Annotated in this window: 14 protein-coding genes; 9 read left to right on the forward strand and 5 right to left on the reverse strand. The window is 60.3% G+C overall.

Annotated features, from left to right (window positions below; genetic code table 11):
* The first annotated feature begins 164 nt into the window (after positions 1–164).
* From ACSQ87_RS18020 to fabI, 6 genes are read left to right on the forward strand one after another with little or no spacing between them, the layout of a single operon-like run.
* The gene (locus ACSQ87_RS18020) at positions 165–1,997 is read left to right on the forward strand and encodes an extracellular solute-binding protein (RefSeq protein ID WP_436273982.1); all 1,833 of its coding nucleotides are present in this window, start codon (positions 165–167) and stop codon (positions 1,995–1,997) included.
* A complete protein-coding gene (locus tag ACSQ87_RS18025; protein ID WP_436273983.1) occupies positions 1,994–3,835 on the forward strand; it encodes an extracellular solute-binding protein in 1,842 nt (613 codons plus the stop codon). The genes ACSQ87_RS18020 and ACSQ87_RS18025 overlap by 4 nt, the downstream gene beginning before the upstream one ends.
* A gap of 4 nt (positions 3,836–3,839) precedes the next feature.
* Positions 3,840–4,913, forward strand: a complete 1,074-nt coding sequence (locus ACSQ87_RS18030) for a microcin C ABC transporter permease YejB (protein ID WP_223430830.1) — start codon at positions 3,840–3,842, stop codon at positions 4,911–4,913.
* Between the two features lies 1 nt (position 4,914).
* Positions 4,915–5,934: an ABC transporter permease gene (locus tag ACSQ87_RS18035; RefSeq protein WP_223430831.1), complete on the forward strand. Its 1,020-nt coding sequence runs from the start codon at positions 4,915–4,917 to the stop codon at positions 5,932–5,934.
* Position 5,935: 1 nt separating this feature from the next.
* Positions 5,936–7,546, forward strand: a complete 1,611-nt coding sequence (locus ACSQ87_RS18040) for an ABC transporter ATP-binding protein (protein ID WP_436273984.1) — start codon at positions 5,936–5,938, stop codon at positions 7,544–7,546.
* Positions 7,547–7,567: 21 nt separating this feature from the next.
* Positions 7,568–8,362, forward strand: coding sequence for an enoyl-ACP reductase FabI (gene fabI, locus ACSQ87_RS18045; RefSeq protein WP_008152082.1), 795 nt, complete (start codon positions 7,568–7,570; stop codon positions 8,360–8,362).
* Between the two features lie 181 nt (positions 8,363–8,543).
* Here the strand turns inward: fabI and ACSQ87_RS18050 are convergent, their stop codons facing one another.
* Positions 8,544–9,410, reverse strand: a complete 867-nt coding sequence (locus tag ACSQ87_RS18050; RefSeq protein ID WP_436273985.1) for a LysR family transcriptional regulator — start codon at positions 9,408–9,410, stop codon at positions 8,544–8,546.
* Between the two features lie 111 nt (positions 9,411–9,521).
* Between ACSQ87_RS18050 and ACSQ87_RS18055 the strand changes: the two genes are divergently transcribed.
* Positions 9,522–9,947, forward strand: a complete 426-nt coding sequence (locus ACSQ87_RS18055; RefSeq protein ID WP_140679075.1) for a VOC family protein — start codon at positions 9,522–9,524, stop codon at positions 9,945–9,947.
* Here ACSQ87_RS18055 and ACSQ87_RS18060 read toward each other — a convergent pair.
* The 4 genes from ACSQ87_RS18060 to ACSQ87_RS18075 form a co-directional block, all read right to left on the reverse strand.
* On the reverse strand, positions 9,916–10,515 hold the full coding sequence (locus tag ACSQ87_RS18060; RefSeq protein WP_223430834.1) for a GGDEF domain-containing protein: 600 nt from the start codon (positions 10,513–10,515) through the stop codon (positions 9,916–9,918). The two genes, ACSQ87_RS18055 and ACSQ87_RS18060, sit on opposite strands and share 32 nt — an antisense overlap.
* A 74-nt stretch (positions 10,516–10,589) precedes the next feature.
* Positions 10,590–11,168: a hypothetical protein gene (locus ACSQ87_RS18065; protein ID WP_223430835.1), complete on the reverse strand. Its 579-nt coding sequence runs from the start codon at positions 11,166–11,168 to the stop codon at positions 10,590–10,592.
* Between the two features lies 1 nt (position 11,169).
* Positions 11,170–13,338, reverse strand: a complete 2,169-nt coding sequence (locus ACSQ87_RS18070) for a molybdopterin cofactor-binding domain-containing protein (protein WP_436273986.1) — start codon at positions 13,336–13,338, stop codon at positions 11,170–11,172.
* 25 nt (positions 13,339–13,363) lie between these two features.
* Positions 13,364–13,819 (reverse strand): (2Fe-2S)-binding protein, encoded by a 456-nt coding sequence (locus ACSQ87_RS18075; protein ID WP_046048854.1) that lies wholly within the window; start codon positions 13,817–13,819, stop codon positions 13,364–13,366.
* Between the two features lie 322 nt (positions 13,820–14,141).
* Between ACSQ87_RS18075 and ACSQ87_RS18080 the strand changes: the two genes are divergently transcribed.
* Both ACSQ87_RS18080 and ACSQ87_RS18085 read left to right on the forward strand, forming a co-directional pair.
* A complete protein-coding gene (locus ACSQ87_RS18080; RefSeq protein ID WP_223430838.1) occupies positions 14,142–14,645 on the forward strand; it encodes a VOC family protein in 504 nt (167 codons plus the stop codon).
* 35 nt (positions 14,646–14,680) lie between these two features.
* The gene (locus ACSQ87_RS18085) at positions 14,681–15,514 is read left to right on the forward strand and encodes a helix-turn-helix domain-containing protein (RefSeq protein WP_436273987.1); all 834 of its coding nucleotides are present in this window, start codon (positions 14,681–14,683) and stop codon (positions 15,512–15,514) included.
* Positions 15,515–15,518: the final 4 nt, after the last annotated feature.

The raw sequence follows: 15,518 nt of genomic DNA on the forward strand, positions 1-15,518 counted from the left end.
GCCACTTCGCGACCCAGCGGGAGCAAGCTCCCTCGCCACAGGTTCGCGTGTGCAGGCCAATCCATCAACAATTAACCCTGCATTAAGTCCCGTCTTTTTCCTGTCGATACAAGCTGTTACTGTACGGGCCACAAAGCCCAAGCCGCCTGGATCGGATCCCTGACTTGAAGCGTCCCCTCCTCCTGCTCCTGATCAGCCTGGCCTTGAGCTCCCCCGCAAGCGCGACGATCAGCGAAAGCCATGGTTATGCGCAGTTCGGCACGCTCAAGTACCCGGCCAGATTTACCCACTTCGACTGGGTCAACCCGCAAGCGCCCAAGGGCGGTACGTTGCGGGTGATGGCGTTTGGCACCTTCGATACGCTCAATCCCTACACCTTCAAGGGTTCAAGTCCGGTTTCCACGCCGAACTTCCTGCAATACGGCATCAACGAGCTCAATGAACCGTTGATGGTCGGCACCGGCCAGTACGCGCCGTCCGGCGATGAGCCGACCTCCAGCTATGGTCTGATCGCCCAATCGGTGGAATACAGCGAAGACCGCAGCTGGGTGGTGTTCAACCTGCGCCCCGAAGCGCGCTTCCATGATGGCACGCCGATTACCGCCTATGACGTGGCGTTTTCCTACCGCTTGCTGCTCAAGGAAGGCCATCCGCAATACCGCACCAACCTTCAGGAAGTGTCGCGGGTCGACATCCTCAACCCGCAGCGCATTCGTTTCGTCTTCAAGCGCGCCGGCAATCCGTTGCTGATCCTGCGCCTGGGCGAATTGCCGGTGCTGCCCCAGCATTACTGGAAAGGTCGTGACTTCAAGGCCACCACCTTCGAACCGCCACTGGGCAGCGGACCGTATCGCATTACGTCGGTAGAGCCTGGGCGTCAGATCATTTTCGAACGGGTCAAGGATTACTGGGGCAAGGACCTGCCGGTCAATCGCGGCAAATACAACTTCGATCGCATGGAAGTCGAGTTCTACCGCGACAGTGACGTCGCGTTCGAAGCCTTCAAGGCCGACGAATTCGACATCTACATCGAGCATCAGGCGAAGAACTGGGACAACGGCTACAGCTTCCCGGCGGTACGGCGCGGCGATGTCATCAAGGCGCAAATCCCGCATCAGATCCCGACCCAGAGCCAGGGTCTGTTCATGAATTCCCGGCGCCCGGCCTTCTCCGAAACCAAAGTCCGTGAAGCGCTGGGCCTGATGTTCGACTTCGAGTGGACCAACCGCACCCTGTTCAGCGGCGCTTACAAGCGCGCCATGAGTTACTACCCCAACAGCGAGTTCTCCGCGACAGGCCTTCCGGTCGGCCATGAATGGCTGATGCTCACGCCGTATCGCGAGCAGTTGCCCGCCAAGCTGTTCACCGAGCCGTTCAGCCTGCCGCAGACCCAAGGGCGCGGAATCCCCCGGGAAACCATGCGCAAAGCCCTGAGCCTGCTTGCCGAGGCCGGCTGGAAGCTCAGCGGCCAGCATGTTCAGAACGCCGCTGGCCAACCGTTGCGTTTGGAGATCCTGCTGGTCAACCCGAACCTGGAGCGCATCCTTCAGCCTTACGTCGAGAACCTCGCCAGCATCGGCATCGATGCGCGGCTGCGCACGGTCGATCGCGCCCAGTACAAACAGCGCCTCGATCAGTTCGATTTCGACATGATCCTGATGACCCTCAACCAGACGCTCAGTCCGGGCCTGGAACAATGGCAGTACTTCCATTCCAGCCAGGTCGGGGTCAAGGGCAGCAAAAACTACGCCGGCATCGCCAATCCGGTGGTCGACCATTTACTCGAACAATTGCTCGCCGCCCAGACCCGCGATGAACAGGTCGCCGCCGGCAAGGCCCTGGACCGGGTGCTGCTGTGGCAGCACTACATCATTCCCAACTGGTACCTCAATTATCACCGCCTGGCCTACCGCAACCGGTTCGCCTTCGTCACCACGCCGCCCTACACGTTGGGCCTGAGCGCTTGGTGGCTGAAATCTTCGGAGAAAGATCGATGAAACCCGTACGCACCCTGCTCCTGCAGGCCAGCGGTCTGTTGTTCGCCGGGCTGGCCTGTGCCGCCCCGCAACATGCCCTGACCCTGTACAACGAGCCGCCGAAATACCCGGCCGATTTCAAACATTTCGATTACGTGAACCCCGACGCGCCCAAAGGCGGGATTTTCCGTCAGGCCGGTTTCGGCGGCTTTGACAGCCTCAATCCCTTCATCAACAAGGGTGTCGCGGCCGACGATATCAGCATGATCTACGACACCCTGGCCAAACAGGGCCTGGATGAACCGTTCACCGAGTACGGTCTGGTCGCCGGCAAGATCGAAAAAGCCCCGGACAACAGCTGGGTGCGCTTCTACCTGCGCCCCGAAGCGCGCTTCCATGACGGGCATCCGATGCGCGCCGAGGACGTGGTGTTCAGCTTTCAGACTCTGATCAAGGACGGCGCGCCGCTGTACCGCGGTTACTACAGCGATGTCGAGGAAGTGGTCGCTGAAGATCCGCTGACGGTGCTGTTCAAGTTCAAACACAACAACAACCGTGAACTGCCGCTGATCCTCGGCCAGTTGCCGGTGCTGCCCAAGCATTGGTGGGCGACGCGCGATTTCACCAAGGGCAACCTGGAAATACCGTTGGGCAGCGGCCCGTACAAGGTCAGCGAAGTCAAGGCCGGGCGTTCGGTGCGCTATGAGCGGGTCAAGGATTACTGGGCCAAGGACCTGCCGGCGAACCGCGGGTTCTACAACTTCGACGTGATGACCACCGACTACTACCGCGACAACACCGTGGCCCTGGAGGCGCTCAAGGCCGGGCAGTTCGATTACTGGCTCGAAATGGCAGCCAAGAACTGGGCCAACGCCTACAACATTCCGGCCGTCACCGAGGGCCGGTTGATCAAGGAACAGATCCCCAACGGCAACCCCACCGGCATGCAAGGCTTTGTATTCAACCTGCGCCGCCCGGTGTTTCACGACGTACGCGTGCGCCAGGCCCTGACCCTGTTGCTGGACTTCGAATGGACCAACAAGCAACTGTTCAACGGCGCCTACGCGCGCACCCGCAGTTATTTCGAGAATTCGGAAATGGCGGCCAGCGGCCTGCCGGACGCCGATCAATTGGCGATCCTCGACCCGTTCCGCGGCAAGATTCCCGAGCAGGTGTTCAGCGAGGCGTTCCAGAACCCGCTGACCGACGCCAGCGGCATGATCCGCACCCAGCAGCGCAAAGCCTATCAACTGCTGCAAGAGGCGGGCTGGCGGATCGTCGATGACAAGATGGTCGACGCCAATGGCAAACCGGTGACCATCGAGTTCCTGTTGGCCCAGACCGAATTCGAGCGGGTGCTGCTGCCGTTCAAGCGCAACCTGAGCGATCTGGGGATTGACCTGGTGATCCGCCGGGTCGACGTCTCGCAGTACATCAACCGCGTGCGCTCACGGGACTTCGACATGATCGTCGGCAGCTTCCCGCAGTCCAATTCACCGGGCAATGAACAGCGTGAATTCTGGATGTCTGACGCCGCCGACAAACCCGGCAGCCGCAATTCCATGGGCCTGAAAGACCCGGTGGTGGACCAGTTGGTCGAGCAACTGATCAACGCCGATTCGCGCAAAAGCCTGGTGGCCCATGCACGCGCGCTGGACCGCGTGCTGCAATGGGGCTATTACGTGATCCCCAACTGGCACATCAAGACCTGGCGCGTGGCGTATTGGAACCACATCGGTCATCCGAAAATCTCCCCCAAGTACGACATCGGCATTAACACCTGGTGGGTCAAGCCCGATGCCAAACCAGCGGTAGAAGTCGAAACCAAACTGCAAGCCGACCCTGCGGGCACGGAGTAATCAGATGCTGGCGTATATTTTTCGGCGACTGCTGCTGATCATCCCGACCTTGCTCGGCATTTTGCTGATCAACTTTTTGATCATCCAGGCCGCCCCCGGCGGGCCGGTGGAGCAGATGATCGCCAAGCTCGAAGGTTTCGAAGGTGCCACCAGCCGCATCGCCGGCGGCGGTGCCGAAGTCTCGGTGGCGGGCTCCGCCTATCGCGGCGCCCAGGGCCTGGACCCGGCGCTGGTCAAGGAAATCGAGCACATGTACGGCTTCGATAAATCGGCGCCGGAACGCTTGTGGATCATGATCAAGAACTACGCCACGCTTGATTTTGGCGACAGCTTCTTCCGCGACGCCAAGGTCATCGACCTGATCAAGGAAAAGATGCCGGTGTCGATCTCGCTCGGGCTGTGGAGCACGCTGATCATGTATCTGGTGTCTATCCCGCTGGGGATCGCCAAGGCGACGCGACACGGCAGCCACTTCGACGTCTGGACCAGTTCGGCAATCATCGTCGGCTACGCGATCCCGGCGTTCCTGTTCGCCATCCTGCTAATTGTGGTGTTCGCCGGCGGCAGCTATTTCGACTGGTTTCCGCTCAGAGGGCTGACCTCCAACAACTTCGATGAGTTGAGCATGGGCGGCAAAATTCTCGATTACTTCTGGCACCTGGCACTGCCGGTGACGGCGCTGGTGATCGGCAACTTCGCGACCATGACGTTGCTGACCAAGAACAGCTTCCTCGACGAAATCAACAAGCAGTACGTGGTCACCGCCAAGGCCAAGGGCCTGACCAATCACCGCGTGCTCTACGGCCATGTGTTCCGCAACGCCATGCTGCTGGTGATCGCCGGGTTCCCGTCGGCGTTTATCGGCATCTTCTTCACTGGCTCGTTGCTGGTGGAGGTGATCTTCTCCCTCGACGGCCTCGGGCTGATGAGTTTCGAGGCGGCGATCAACCGCGACTACCCGGTAGTCTTTGGCACGCTGTTCATCTTCACCCTGCTGGGATTGGTGGTGAAACTCATCGGCGACCTCACCTACACCTTTGTCGATCCGCGTATCGACTTCGAAAGCCGGGAGCATTGAGATGAACCTGTCCCCTCTCAATCGCCGACGTTTCGAACTGTTCAAGGCCAACAAGCGTGGCTGGTGGTCGCTGTGGCTGTTTCTGCTGCTGTTTGGGCTGAGCCTCGGCGCCGAGCTGATCGCCAACGACAAGCCGCTGGTGGTGCACTACGACAACGGCTGGTACTTTCCGGCGCTCAAGCGTTACCCGGAAACCACCTTCGGCGGCGAATTCCCGCTGGAAGCCAACTACAAGAGCCCGTACATCCGCGAATTGCTCAAGGCCAAAGACGCCTGGGTGCTCTGGGCGCCAATCCCCTACAGTTACCAGAGCATCAACTACGACCTGAAAGTCCCGGCCCCGGCGCCGCCCTCCATCGACAACCTGCTGGGCACTGACGATCAGGGTCGCGACGTGTTGGCCCGGGTGATTTATGGCTTCCGGATTTCGGTGCTGTTTGCCCTGACCCTGACCATTCTCAGCTCGATCATCGGCGTGATTGCCGGGGCCTTGCAGGGTTTTTACGGCGGCTGGGTGGATTTGGCCGGACAGCGCTTTCTGGAGATCTGGTCCGGGCTGCCGGTGCTGTATCTACTGATCATTCTCGCCAGTTTCGTGCAACCGAACTTCTGGTGGCTGCTGGGGATCATGTTGCTGTTCTCATGGATGAGCCTGGTGGACGTGGTCCGCGCCGAATTCCTGCGAGGGCGTAATCTGGAATACGTGCGCGCCGCGCGGGCGTTGGGGATGCAAAACGGAGCGATCATGTTCCGCCACATCCTGCCCAACGCCATGGTCTCGACCATGACCTTCATGCCGTTCATCCTGACCGGCGCCATCGGCACCCTGACCGCCCTGGATTTCCTCGGCTTCGGCCTGCCGCCGGGCGCGCCGTCGCTGGGTGAACTGGTGGCCCAGGGCAAATCCAACCTGCAAGCGCCGTGGCTCGGTATGAGCGCGTTTGCCGTGCTGGCGTTGATGTTGAGTTTGCTGGTGTTCATCGGCGAGTCCGCTCGCGATGCCTTCGACCCGAGGAAGTGAAATGAATCAGGACAATCTGATCGAAGTGCGCGACCTCGCCGTCGAATTTGTCGTCGGCGAGCGCGTTCAGCGGGTGGTCGAAGGCGTGAGCTTCGATATCAAGCGCGGGGAAACCCTGGCGCTGGTGGGCGAAAGTGGCTCCGGCAAATCGGTGACGGCCCACTCGATTCTGCGGCTGCTGCCCTACCCGCTCGCCCGGCATCCGTCCGGGACCATCGAGTATTCCGGGCAAAACCTGCTGAGCCTGAAAGAGAAAACCATTCGCCACATCCGCGGCAACCGGATCGCGATGATCTTCCAGGAGCCGATGACCTCGCTCAATCCGCTGCACTCGATCGAGAAGCAGATCAACGAGGTGTTGAGTACCCACAAGGGCCTGATCGGTAAAGTGGCGACCAAGCGCACGCTGGAGCTGCTGGAAATGGTCGGCATCCCGGAGCCCGAGAAGCGCCTCAAGGCCTTGCCCCACGAATTGTCCGGCGGCCAGCGGCAGCGGGTGATGATTGCCATGGCCCTGGCCAACGAGCCGGAACTGCTGATCGCCGACGAGCCGACCACCGCGCTGGACGTCACCGTTCAGCTGAAAATCCTCGAATTGCTCAAGGAATTACAGGCCCGATTGGGCATGGCACTGCTACTGATCAGTCACGATTTGAACCTTGTGCGAAGAATTGCGCATCGCGTATGTGTCATGCAGCGCGGTTGCATCGTCGAACAGGCATCGTGCGAAGAGTTGTTCCGCGCACCGCAGCATCCGTACACTCGGGAACTGCTGGCAGCGGAGCCCAGCGGCAAGCCGGCGACCAATGTAATCGGCCCGCCGTTGCTGCAGGTCGAGGACCTGAAAGTCTGGTTCCCGATCAAGAAAGGCTTTCTGAAAAAGACCGTCGACCACATCAAAGCGGTGGACGGAATCAATTTCAGCCTGCCTCAGGGCCAGACCCTGGGGATTGTGGGAGAAAGCGGTTCGGGCAAGTCGACACTGGGTTTGGCGATTTTGCGGCTGATCGGCAGCAAAGGCGCGATCCGTTTTGATGGCAAGCAGCTAGACTGCCTGACGCAGCAACAGGTTCGACCGCTGCGGCGGCAGATGCAGGTGGTGTTTCAGGACCCGTTCGGCAGCCTGAGCCCACGGATGTGCGTGAGCCAGATCGTCGGCGAAGGCCTGCGGATCCACAAGATGGGCACCGAGGCGGAACAGGAGCTGGCGATTATTGCGGCACTCAAGGAGGTAGGTCTGGATCCGGAAACCCGGCACCGCTACCCCCACGAATTTTCCGGTGGGCAACGGCAGAGAATCGCCATTGCCCGAGCATTAGTGCTAAAACCGGCGTTGATTCTGCTGGACGAGCCGACATCGGCCCTCGACCGGACAGTGCAACGCCAAGTGGTGGAGCTTTTGCGTTCACTGCAAACCAAGTACAACTTGACGTATCTGTTTATCAGCCATGACCTGGCTGTCGTCAAAGCGCTGAGCCACCAGTTGATGGTGGTCAAGCAAGGCCAAGTGGTCGAACAGGGAGACGCGCAAAGTATTTTTGCGGCCCCCAAACATCCGTATACACAGCAGTTGCTGGAAGCCGCTTTCCTGGCCCCAGCCACTGCGCAATAACCTGAAAGAGAGGAGCAACACATGGGTTTTCTCGCCGGTAAGCGCGTACTGATCGTCGGTGTCGCCAGCAAGCTGTCCATCGCATCCGGCATCGCTGCCGCCATGCATCGCGAGGGCGCTGAGCTTGCCTTCACTTATCAGAACGACAAACTCAAGGGTCGTGTCGAAGAGTTCGCACAAAGCTGGGGTTCCAACCCTGACCTGTGCTTCCCGTGCGACGTGGCCAGCGATGAAGAAATCGCCAAGGTTTTCGTTGAGCTGGGCAAGAAGTGGGACGGCCTGGATTGCATCGTGCACTCCGTCGGCTTCGCCCCGGGCGACCAACTGGATGGCGACTTCACCGAAGCCACCACCCGTGAAGGTTTCCGCATCGCTCACGACATCAGCGCCTACAGCTTCGTGGCCCTGGCCAAAGCCGGCCGCGAAATGATGAAAGGCCGCAATGGCAGCCTGCTGACCCTGTCGTACCTGGGCGCCGAGCGCACCATGCCGAACTACAACGTGATGGGCATGGCCAAGGCTTCCCTGGAAGCTGGCGTTCGTTACCTGGCCGGCTCCCTGGGCCCGGACGGCACCCGCGTCAACTGCGTATCGGCTGGCCCGATCCGCACCCTCGCCGCTTCCGGCATCAAGAACTTCCGCAAGATGCTGGCCGCCAACGAAGCGCAAACCCCGCTGCGTCGTAACGTCACCATCGACGAAGTCGGCAACGCCGGCGCCTTCCTGTGCTCGGACCTGGCGTCCGGCATCAGTGGCGAAATCATGTACGTGGACGGTGGCTTCAACACCACGGCCATGGGCAGCCTCGAAGAGTAATCTTCGGCTAGCCAACTAAAAACCCGCCTCTTGAGGCGGGTTTTTTTATGCCTGCGATTTGAGGCCTGATGCAATCCCCTGTGGGAGCGGGCTTGCTCGCGAATGCGATTGATCATTCAACATTGATGTTGTCTGACGCGACGCCTTCGCGAGCAAGCCCGCTCCCACAGGGGATTTGTGATTAACCATCGACTTGTGTCAGGCAGCTGGAAAACAGCTGCTGGATCGGCTGTGTGCGCTGACTGTAACGCTGCAACAGGACGATCTCCCGGTAGAACGTCAACTCCCCCAACGGGATGATCCGGACCTTCGCCCCATGCTCAAGCCAGAGCCCCGCCTCGGGCAGCAGCGACACCCCCAACCCGCATTCAACCATCTTCACGATGGCTTCCAGCTCATCCAGCTCCAAAGCCACCTGCACATCAATCTGCTGCTCACGCAAAAACCGCGTCACCAATCTTCCGCCAAACGAATTGCGGTCGTAGTGCACGTGCGGATGGCTCGCGAGGATCTGCAACGGCTCATCGCCTTCAAGGTCCGCTGGCACGATCAATACAAACGGTTCCTTGCGGATGACCTGCGCTGACAGTTCTTTGGGCAACTCGAACGGCGGCTTGATCAGGATCGCCAGATCCACCTCACCGGTGTCCACCTGGCTCAACAGGTTCAGCGACACGCCCGGCACCAGCTTCGGCTCGAGCAACGGCGCCTGTTGTCTCAGTCGCAGCAATGCCTGGGGCAGCAGGCCGGTCTGGGCCGTGGCCACCGCGCCTATTTTCAACTCGCCGCGATATTCGCTGACATCATCGCTGACCGCCATGCGGCTGAAGGTCTCCAGCATTTCCCTGGCCATCGGCAACGCCCGCTGGCCTGCCGCATTGAGCAGCGCCTGACGCCCGGTGCGGTCGAACAAACGAATGCCCAGGGCCTGTTCCAGATTACGAATCTGCGAGCTGACGGCCGACTGGGTCAGGCCGATGTGCATCCCGGCCGCGGCAAAAGTACCGTAGCGCGTCACGGCAATGAAGGTTTTCAGTTCCCGCAGCATGGCGTTCTCGATTGATCGAAATAATTTGAGCTCGACGCAAAAATTATCGTCTTTTAATCAAAAAGCACAGGGCTAAACTCAATCTGAATCCAGACAGCCGAGGCACATCCAATGCAACTCTCTCCTTTTCACTTGGCCATCCCGGTCTACGACCTGACTGCCGCGCGCAATTTTTATGGCCAAGTGTTCGGCCTGGAAGAAGGTCGCTCAAGCGATCATTGGGTCGATTTCAATTTTTTCGGCCATCAGCTGGTCATTCACCTGGCGCCAAAAAACGCCTCTCAAGAAGCCGCGCACACCAATGCTGTCGACGGTCATGACGTGCCGGTGCCGCATTTTGGCGTGGTGTTGGGGATGAACGAATGGGAGGCTCTGGCCGAGCGGTTGAAAGCCCTCGACACCCGATTCGTGATCGAACCGGGCATTCGCTTTCAGGGCTTGGTCGGTGAGCAAGCAACGATGTTTCTCTTCGATCCCTGCGGTAACGCGCTTGAGTTCAAGGCATTCAAGGATGTGGCTCAGTTGTTTGCCAAGTGAACGCATCGGCCTGTGCCATCAGCTCCTCGATCGAGCCGGGAAGCTGAGGGTTGCACTCGAGTTGTCCGATGCTGAAGTGGATGTCATAACCGCGATGCACCATGGCATTGCGCTCTTCGAGTATTTCTTCGAGTCGCGCCCTGATCGCGGGAATCTCCACAACGCTTGAGCCAGTCAGCAACGCGACGAATTTGTCGCTGCCCAACCGGCCGATCACATCGCTCTCGCGAAAGGCTATTCGCAGCACATCAGCAAAGGTTTTCAGGGCTTTGTCGCCCTCGGCACGACCATAGAGATAATTGATGTGTTTGAAGTCATCAATATTGAAAAGCAGCAGCGTCGCTGGCTTTTTCAGCTGGTGGCAGACATCCAGCCCTTGTTGGGCCAGCGCTGTAAAACCGTGTGTGTTGGAGAGCAGCGTCAACTCGTCCATGCTCGCCATCTGCACGCCCATCAACTCCTCCTCGGCCTTGCGGGCCAGGTCACGCAGCAGCTCGCGCTCCTGCAGTGGCGTGCGCAACGGGTCGGCGCATGCGCCTGGTTTTACCGGTTTGCCTGGGATCAGCATTACTCACTCCATTGGCGGGTATATTTCTTAGAGTCGTCCATACCCGGTTTGACTCCCTGTTAACGGACCGCCGGTCAACTGCCCACGACCGGACATGGCCCTCCCGCGTCTGCCCAGCGTTTGAACTGGGTGACGAAAATATCGTGCGGCACCGGGACCGGCGCCCTTCCCTGACCTGGGTTCCAGCCCCAAAGCACCAGTTTGTCGTCGCTGACATGCTTGATCAGCGCGGCGAAATCGCGGTCGCCATTGCTGGAACGATCCTTGATCATTGCGCACAACTGGTCGGCCGGCAGACCGATCCAGGCCATTTTGTGCGCGGCGGGCGGCAGGCTCCAGTGCGGCGCCCCCGGCGGTGCGTGAGTGCCGTAACTGGCCGGTGGATTACGCTCGGCGTGGCAGGTAGCGCAAGGCAAACCCGCCGCGCCCTTGCCGTCCATGCCCCGCACGACATTCATTGCGTGAGGAATTCCGGCGTCGAACTGCAACGGCGAATCGCCGGGGATATGGCAGTTCTGGCAGCGCGGGCTCTGGAAGACCTTTTGCACAGTATCGAACGCCTTGATCGCTTCCTTATCGTCAGCGAACAGGTCCTCGGCGTAGCCGATCAGGCCGATCAACACCACCGCGCCAAGAATCAAATGTCGTTTCATCTCACACCCCCGACAGTTGCAGCGGCAGTTCCCGCAAGCGCTGGCCGGTCAGGGCGAACACCGCGTTGGCCACTGCCGGCGCCGTGGGCGGCACACCGGCCTCGCCGATGCCGCCGGGTTTGTCGCTGCTGGGCACGATATGCACTTCCACCACCGGCATTTCGTTGAGCCGCAGCACTTGATAGTCATGGTAATTGGACTGCACCACCTGCCCGTTCTTGAAGGTCAGTTTGCTGTGCAAGGTAAACCCGAGGCCGAAGGTGATGGCCGATTCCATTTGCGCCGCGATGCTCATCGGGTTGACCGCAATGCCGCAATCCACCGCGCACACCACACGATGCACGCGGATTGCCAGGTTGTCCTGAGACACTTCGGCCACCTGGGCAACATAACTGCCGAAAGACTCATGCACCGCAACGCCCAACGCATGGCCGTCCGGCAGTGGCGCCTTCCAGTTGGCTTTCTCGACGGCCAGGTTCAGCACGCCAAGATGCCGTGGATGGTCCTTGAGCAAGGTTCGTCGGTACTCGACCGGATCCTTGCCGGCCGCCTCTGCCAGTTCGTCGATCAGCGACTCCATCACGAACGCGGTGTGGGTGTGCCCCACCGAACGCAGCCAGAGCACGCGGATGCCGGTTTGCGGCGAATGCAGATCAACCTGGTGATTCGCCAACCCCTCAAGGTAAGGACTGTCGGCGACCCCTTCGACAGACGTCTTGTCGATGCCATTCTTGACCATGGTCGCCTCGAATGACGTGCCCGCCATGATCGACTGCCCGACCATGACATGCTTCCAGGCAATCGGCAGGCCGCCTGCATCGAGGCCAATGCGGGCCTGATGGAGGAACGCCGAGCGGTAGTACCCGCCGCGAATGTCGTCCTCCCGGGACCAGACGGTTTTCACCGGTGCGCCCGCTGCCTTGGCGACTTCCACGGCTTCTGCGACAAAGTCCGAGGTCGGATTGGCGCGGCGGCCGAAACCACCGCCGAGAAACTCGGTATGAATCTCCACCTGTTCAGGTTTGAGCCCGGTGATTTTACCGGCGACCATTTGATCCAGCGTCTGGAACTGGGTGCCGGTCCAGATTTCGCATTTGTCCTGGGTGATTTTCACTGTGCAGTTGAGCGGTTCCATCGGCGCGTGAGCCAGGTACGGCACGCTGTACTCGACATCGATGGTCTTCGCCGCTTTCCCCAGACCCGCCGCGACATCACCGGACTGACTGGCCGAGGCGCCAGGGGTGGCGGCGAGTTTGCGGAAGCTTTCCAGCAGCTTCTGACTGTCGAGCCCGGTGTTCGGCCCCAGGTCCCAATCGACCTTCAGTGCATCGCGCCCCAGCTTCGCCGCCCAGTAATGGTCGGCAATCACCGCCACCCCGGTGGGCACCTGCACCACTTTGTGCACGCCCGGAATCGCCAGCGCTTCGGCGCCTTCGAAGGATTTGACGCTGCCACCGAACACCGGCGAGCGCGCGACCATGGCGGTCATCAGGCCGTCGAACTGCACGTCCATGCCGAACTTGGCGCGGCCGGTGATTTTCTCCGGTGTGTCCAGGCGCTTGGTCGGTTTGCCGATGATTTTCCAGTCCTTGGACTCCTTGAGCTTGATCGACGCCGGATCCGGTACCGGCAGCTTGCCGGCGTCATCGGCCAGTTCGCCGTAGGTGGCGCGTTGGTCGCCGGCAATCACTACACCCGATTCGGTGCGAATCCCGGAGGGCGCGACGTTGAAGCGTTTAGCCGCCGCGTCGATCAACATCAATCGCGCCGCTGCACCGGCCTGCCGGTAACGGTCGAATTCCATCCAGGTCGAGGTCGAACCACCGGTAATTTGCATCCCGCCAAACCCGGCCAGGCCATACTCGGCGGCCGAAGCGGGTGCATGTTCGACACGGATCTTCGACCAGTCGGCGTCCAGTTCTTCGGCGATCAACATGGTCAGGCCGGTCCAGATGCCCTGGCCCATCTCCGAATGGCCGAGCAGCATGGTGACGCTATTGTCATTGCCGATCCGCAAAAACGCATTGGGCGCGAAAACATTGCCTTGATTCTCGGCACCCATGGCAAAGCGATGACCACCGGGGATGACAAACGCCACCACCAGACCACCGCCCAGCACCGCGCTGCCCTTGAGGAAACCGCGGCGTGACAGAGGATTGAGGCTGTTCATTGTTCAGACTCCCGTCAACGTGGCATCAGCCGATCTCGGCGGCGCGTTTGACCGCTGCGCGGATCCGTGGGTAGGTGCCGCAGCGGCAGATGTTGCCGGACAGCGCCTGGTCGATGTCGCTGTCGGTGGGCTTGGGAATTTTCGCCAGCAACGCAGCGGCCGACATGATCTGCCCGGACTGGCAGTAACCGCACTGCACCACATCGAGTTCGGCCCAGGCTTGCTGCACCGGGTGCGAACCGTCGGTAGACAGGCCTTCGATGGTGAGGATTTTTTGCCCGTGGGCCACCGCTGTGGCGGGCGTGATGCAGGAACGCAGCGGCGCGCCATCGACGTGCACGGTACAGGCGCCGCACTGGGCGATGCCGCAACCGAATTTGGTGCCGGTCAGGTGCGCGACATCGCGCAGGACCCACAGCAGCGGCATGTCTGCGGGGACATCCAGCGCCTGGTCCTTGCCATTGATGTTGAGGGTCAGCATTGCGAATGTCCTCAGACTCACGGTGTTCTGAAGGGGCGTCGCTGTGGCGATTCAGAACCTACGCGCGCCTCGGGTTATCCCTTCAGCTAAGCGCAAATTACCGGGCGAGACAGGTTCATCGACCACCGGTCACACGATAAAGACTGAAGTAACCCGCCCTGTGTAGCAGCTGTCGAGCCCGCGAGGCTGCGTCCGGCGACGAAGCCGTCGATTCCGTCGACAAAGGAAACTCTTTCAACTTGTCGATCTACGGTACGGCCAGACGACCCGAGGCTGACTACGCTGAAAGTCCAGCCTGAGTAATCCGTAGAGGAGCTACACCATGCACCGCGTTCAAAAACTCACGCCCTGCCTGTGGTTCGACAATCAGGCCGAGGAGGCCGCGAAGTTCTACTGTGCGATCTTCGATCATTCGAAAATCAGCGCCACCACCCACTACGGCAAGGCCGGTCAGGAGATTCACGGCAGGCCCGATGGCTCGGTGATGACGGTCAGTTTCGAACTGGACGGGCAGAGTTTTACCGGCCTCAACGGCGGTCCCATTTTCAAGTTCAATGAAGCGGTTTCGTTTCAGGTCAATTGCCATACTCAGGAAGAAGTCGACCACTTCTGGGGGCGCCTGTCCGCGGGCGGGCCCGTTGAGGCCCAGCAATGCGGCTGGCTCAAGGACAAATTCGGCGTGTCCTGGCAGATCGTACCAGTGGCCCTGATGGACATGATGAAAGACCCCGACACGGCAAAATCCCAACGCGCCATGACGGCGATGTTGCAGATGAAAAAACTCGACATCGCAGCGCTGCAACGAGCCTTTGCCGGCGAGAGCTAATACACTGCGACGCTGACCTGCCGAGGACGCTGACCATGAAGCCCGCCGTTGCCAAAGACGCTGACAAAGCCCCGCGTTTCTGGCGCGACGACGCCCTGCCCTTCATCGAAGCCCGTTCCATCGCCGACGGCCGCGAGGTCTGCTACACCCGGCATTCCCACGAGCACTTTTCCATCGGTGCGATCACGGCCGGGCGCAGTACCTACCTCCACGAGCAATCGCAATTTCAGGTCAGTGCCGGCACCGTGGTGCTGATGAATCCTGGTGATGTCCACGCCTGCAATCCCATCGATGACCAACCTTGGTCGTACCTGATGCTGTACGTCGAGACCCCCTGGCTGACCGATTTGCAGCACCAGCTCGGCTTTAGCCAGGACTTGGCGTTTCGCCGGTTTTCCATCACCCACACTCACAACAGCGAGCTGTTTGCCGGCCTGAAAGGTTTGTATGACGTGCTGGTCGATGAGCAGCAAGATGTGTTGCGCAAGCAAAGCGCGGCCGTGGAGTTTTTCACCGACGTGCAGCAGCGGCTCAATCCGATCGATCAGCCGCTGCGAGAACCCAATTTCAAACTGGAACGGGCGGCCGATTACATCCGCGACAACTGCACGCACCTGCTCAAGCTCGAAGACATTTGCGAGGCGGCTCAGCTATCGCCGTCCTACCTGATTCGTGCGTTCAAGCAGCATTACGGCATGACGCCCCACGCCTTTCTGGTCAACCGGCGCATCCAGTTCGCTCGCGATCAACTGCGCAGCGGCAAGCTGATCGCCGATGTCGCGCTCGAAGCAGGGTTTGCCGATCAGGCGCATTTTCAGCGTGCGTTCAAACAACATCTGGCGGCGACACCGGGGCAGTATCGCGGCTAACTCC

Origin of the sequence: Pseudomonas sp. LjRoot277, assembly GCF_964253845.1 — a bacterium.
GTDB lineage: Bacteria > Pseudomonadota > Gammaproteobacteria > Pseudomonadales > Pseudomonadaceae > Aquipseudomonas.

What these genes read in the sequence shown, in the direction of transcription:
- ACSQ87_RS18025 (WP_436273983.1), top strand. Translation starts at nt 1,994, where the DNA reads ATGAAACCCGTACGCACCCTGCTCCTGCAGGCCAGCGGTCTGTTGTTC.
- ACSQ87_RS18030 (WP_223430830.1), top strand. Translation starts at nt 3,840, where the DNA reads ATGCTGGCGTATATTTTTCGGCGACTGCTGCTGATCATCCCGACCTTG.
- ACSQ87_RS18035 (WP_223430831.1), top strand. Translation starts at nt 4,915, where the DNA reads ATGAACCTGTCCCCTCTCAATCGCCGACGTTTCGAACTGTTCAAGGCC.
- ACSQ87_RS18040 (WP_436273984.1), top strand. Translation starts at nt 5,936, where the DNA reads ATGAATCAGGACAATCTGATCGAAGTGCGCGACCTCGCCGTCGAATTT.
- fabI (WP_008152082.1), top strand. Translation starts at nt 7,568, where the DNA reads ATGGGTTTTCTCGCCGGTAAGCGCGTACTGATCGTCGGTGTCGCCAGC.
- ACSQ87_RS18050 (WP_436273985.1), bottom strand. Translation starts at nt 9,410, where the DNA reads ATGCTGCGGGAACTGAAAACCTTCATTGCCGTGACGCGCTACGGTACT.
- ACSQ87_RS18055 (WP_140679075.1), top strand. Translation starts at nt 9,522, where the DNA reads ATGCAACTCTCTCCTTTTCACTTGGCCATCCCGGTCTACGACCTGACT.
- ACSQ87_RS18060 (WP_223430834.1), bottom strand. Translation starts at nt 10,515, where the DNA reads ATGCTGATCCCAGGCAAACCGGTAAAACCAGGCGCATGCGCCGACCCG.
- ACSQ87_RS18065 (WP_223430835.1), bottom strand. Translation starts at nt 11,168, where the DNA reads ATGAAACGACATTTGATTCTTGGCGCGGTGGTGTTGATCGGCCTGATC.
- ACSQ87_RS18070 (WP_436273986.1), bottom strand. Translation starts at nt 13,338, where the DNA reads ATGAACAGCCTCAATCCTCTGTCACGCCGCGGTTTCCTCAAGGGCAGC.
- ACSQ87_RS18075 (WP_046048854.1), bottom strand. Translation starts at nt 13,819, where the DNA reads ATGCTGACCCTCAACATCAATGGCAAGGACCAGGCGCTGGATGTCCCC.
- ACSQ87_RS18080 (WP_223430838.1), top strand. Translation starts at nt 14,142, where the DNA reads ATGCACCGCGTTCAAAAACTCACGCCCTGCCTGTGGTTCGACAATCAG.
- ACSQ87_RS18085 (WP_436273987.1), top strand. Translation starts at nt 14,681, where the DNA reads ATGAAGCCCGCCGTTGCCAAAGACGCTGACAAAGCCCCGCGTTTCTGG.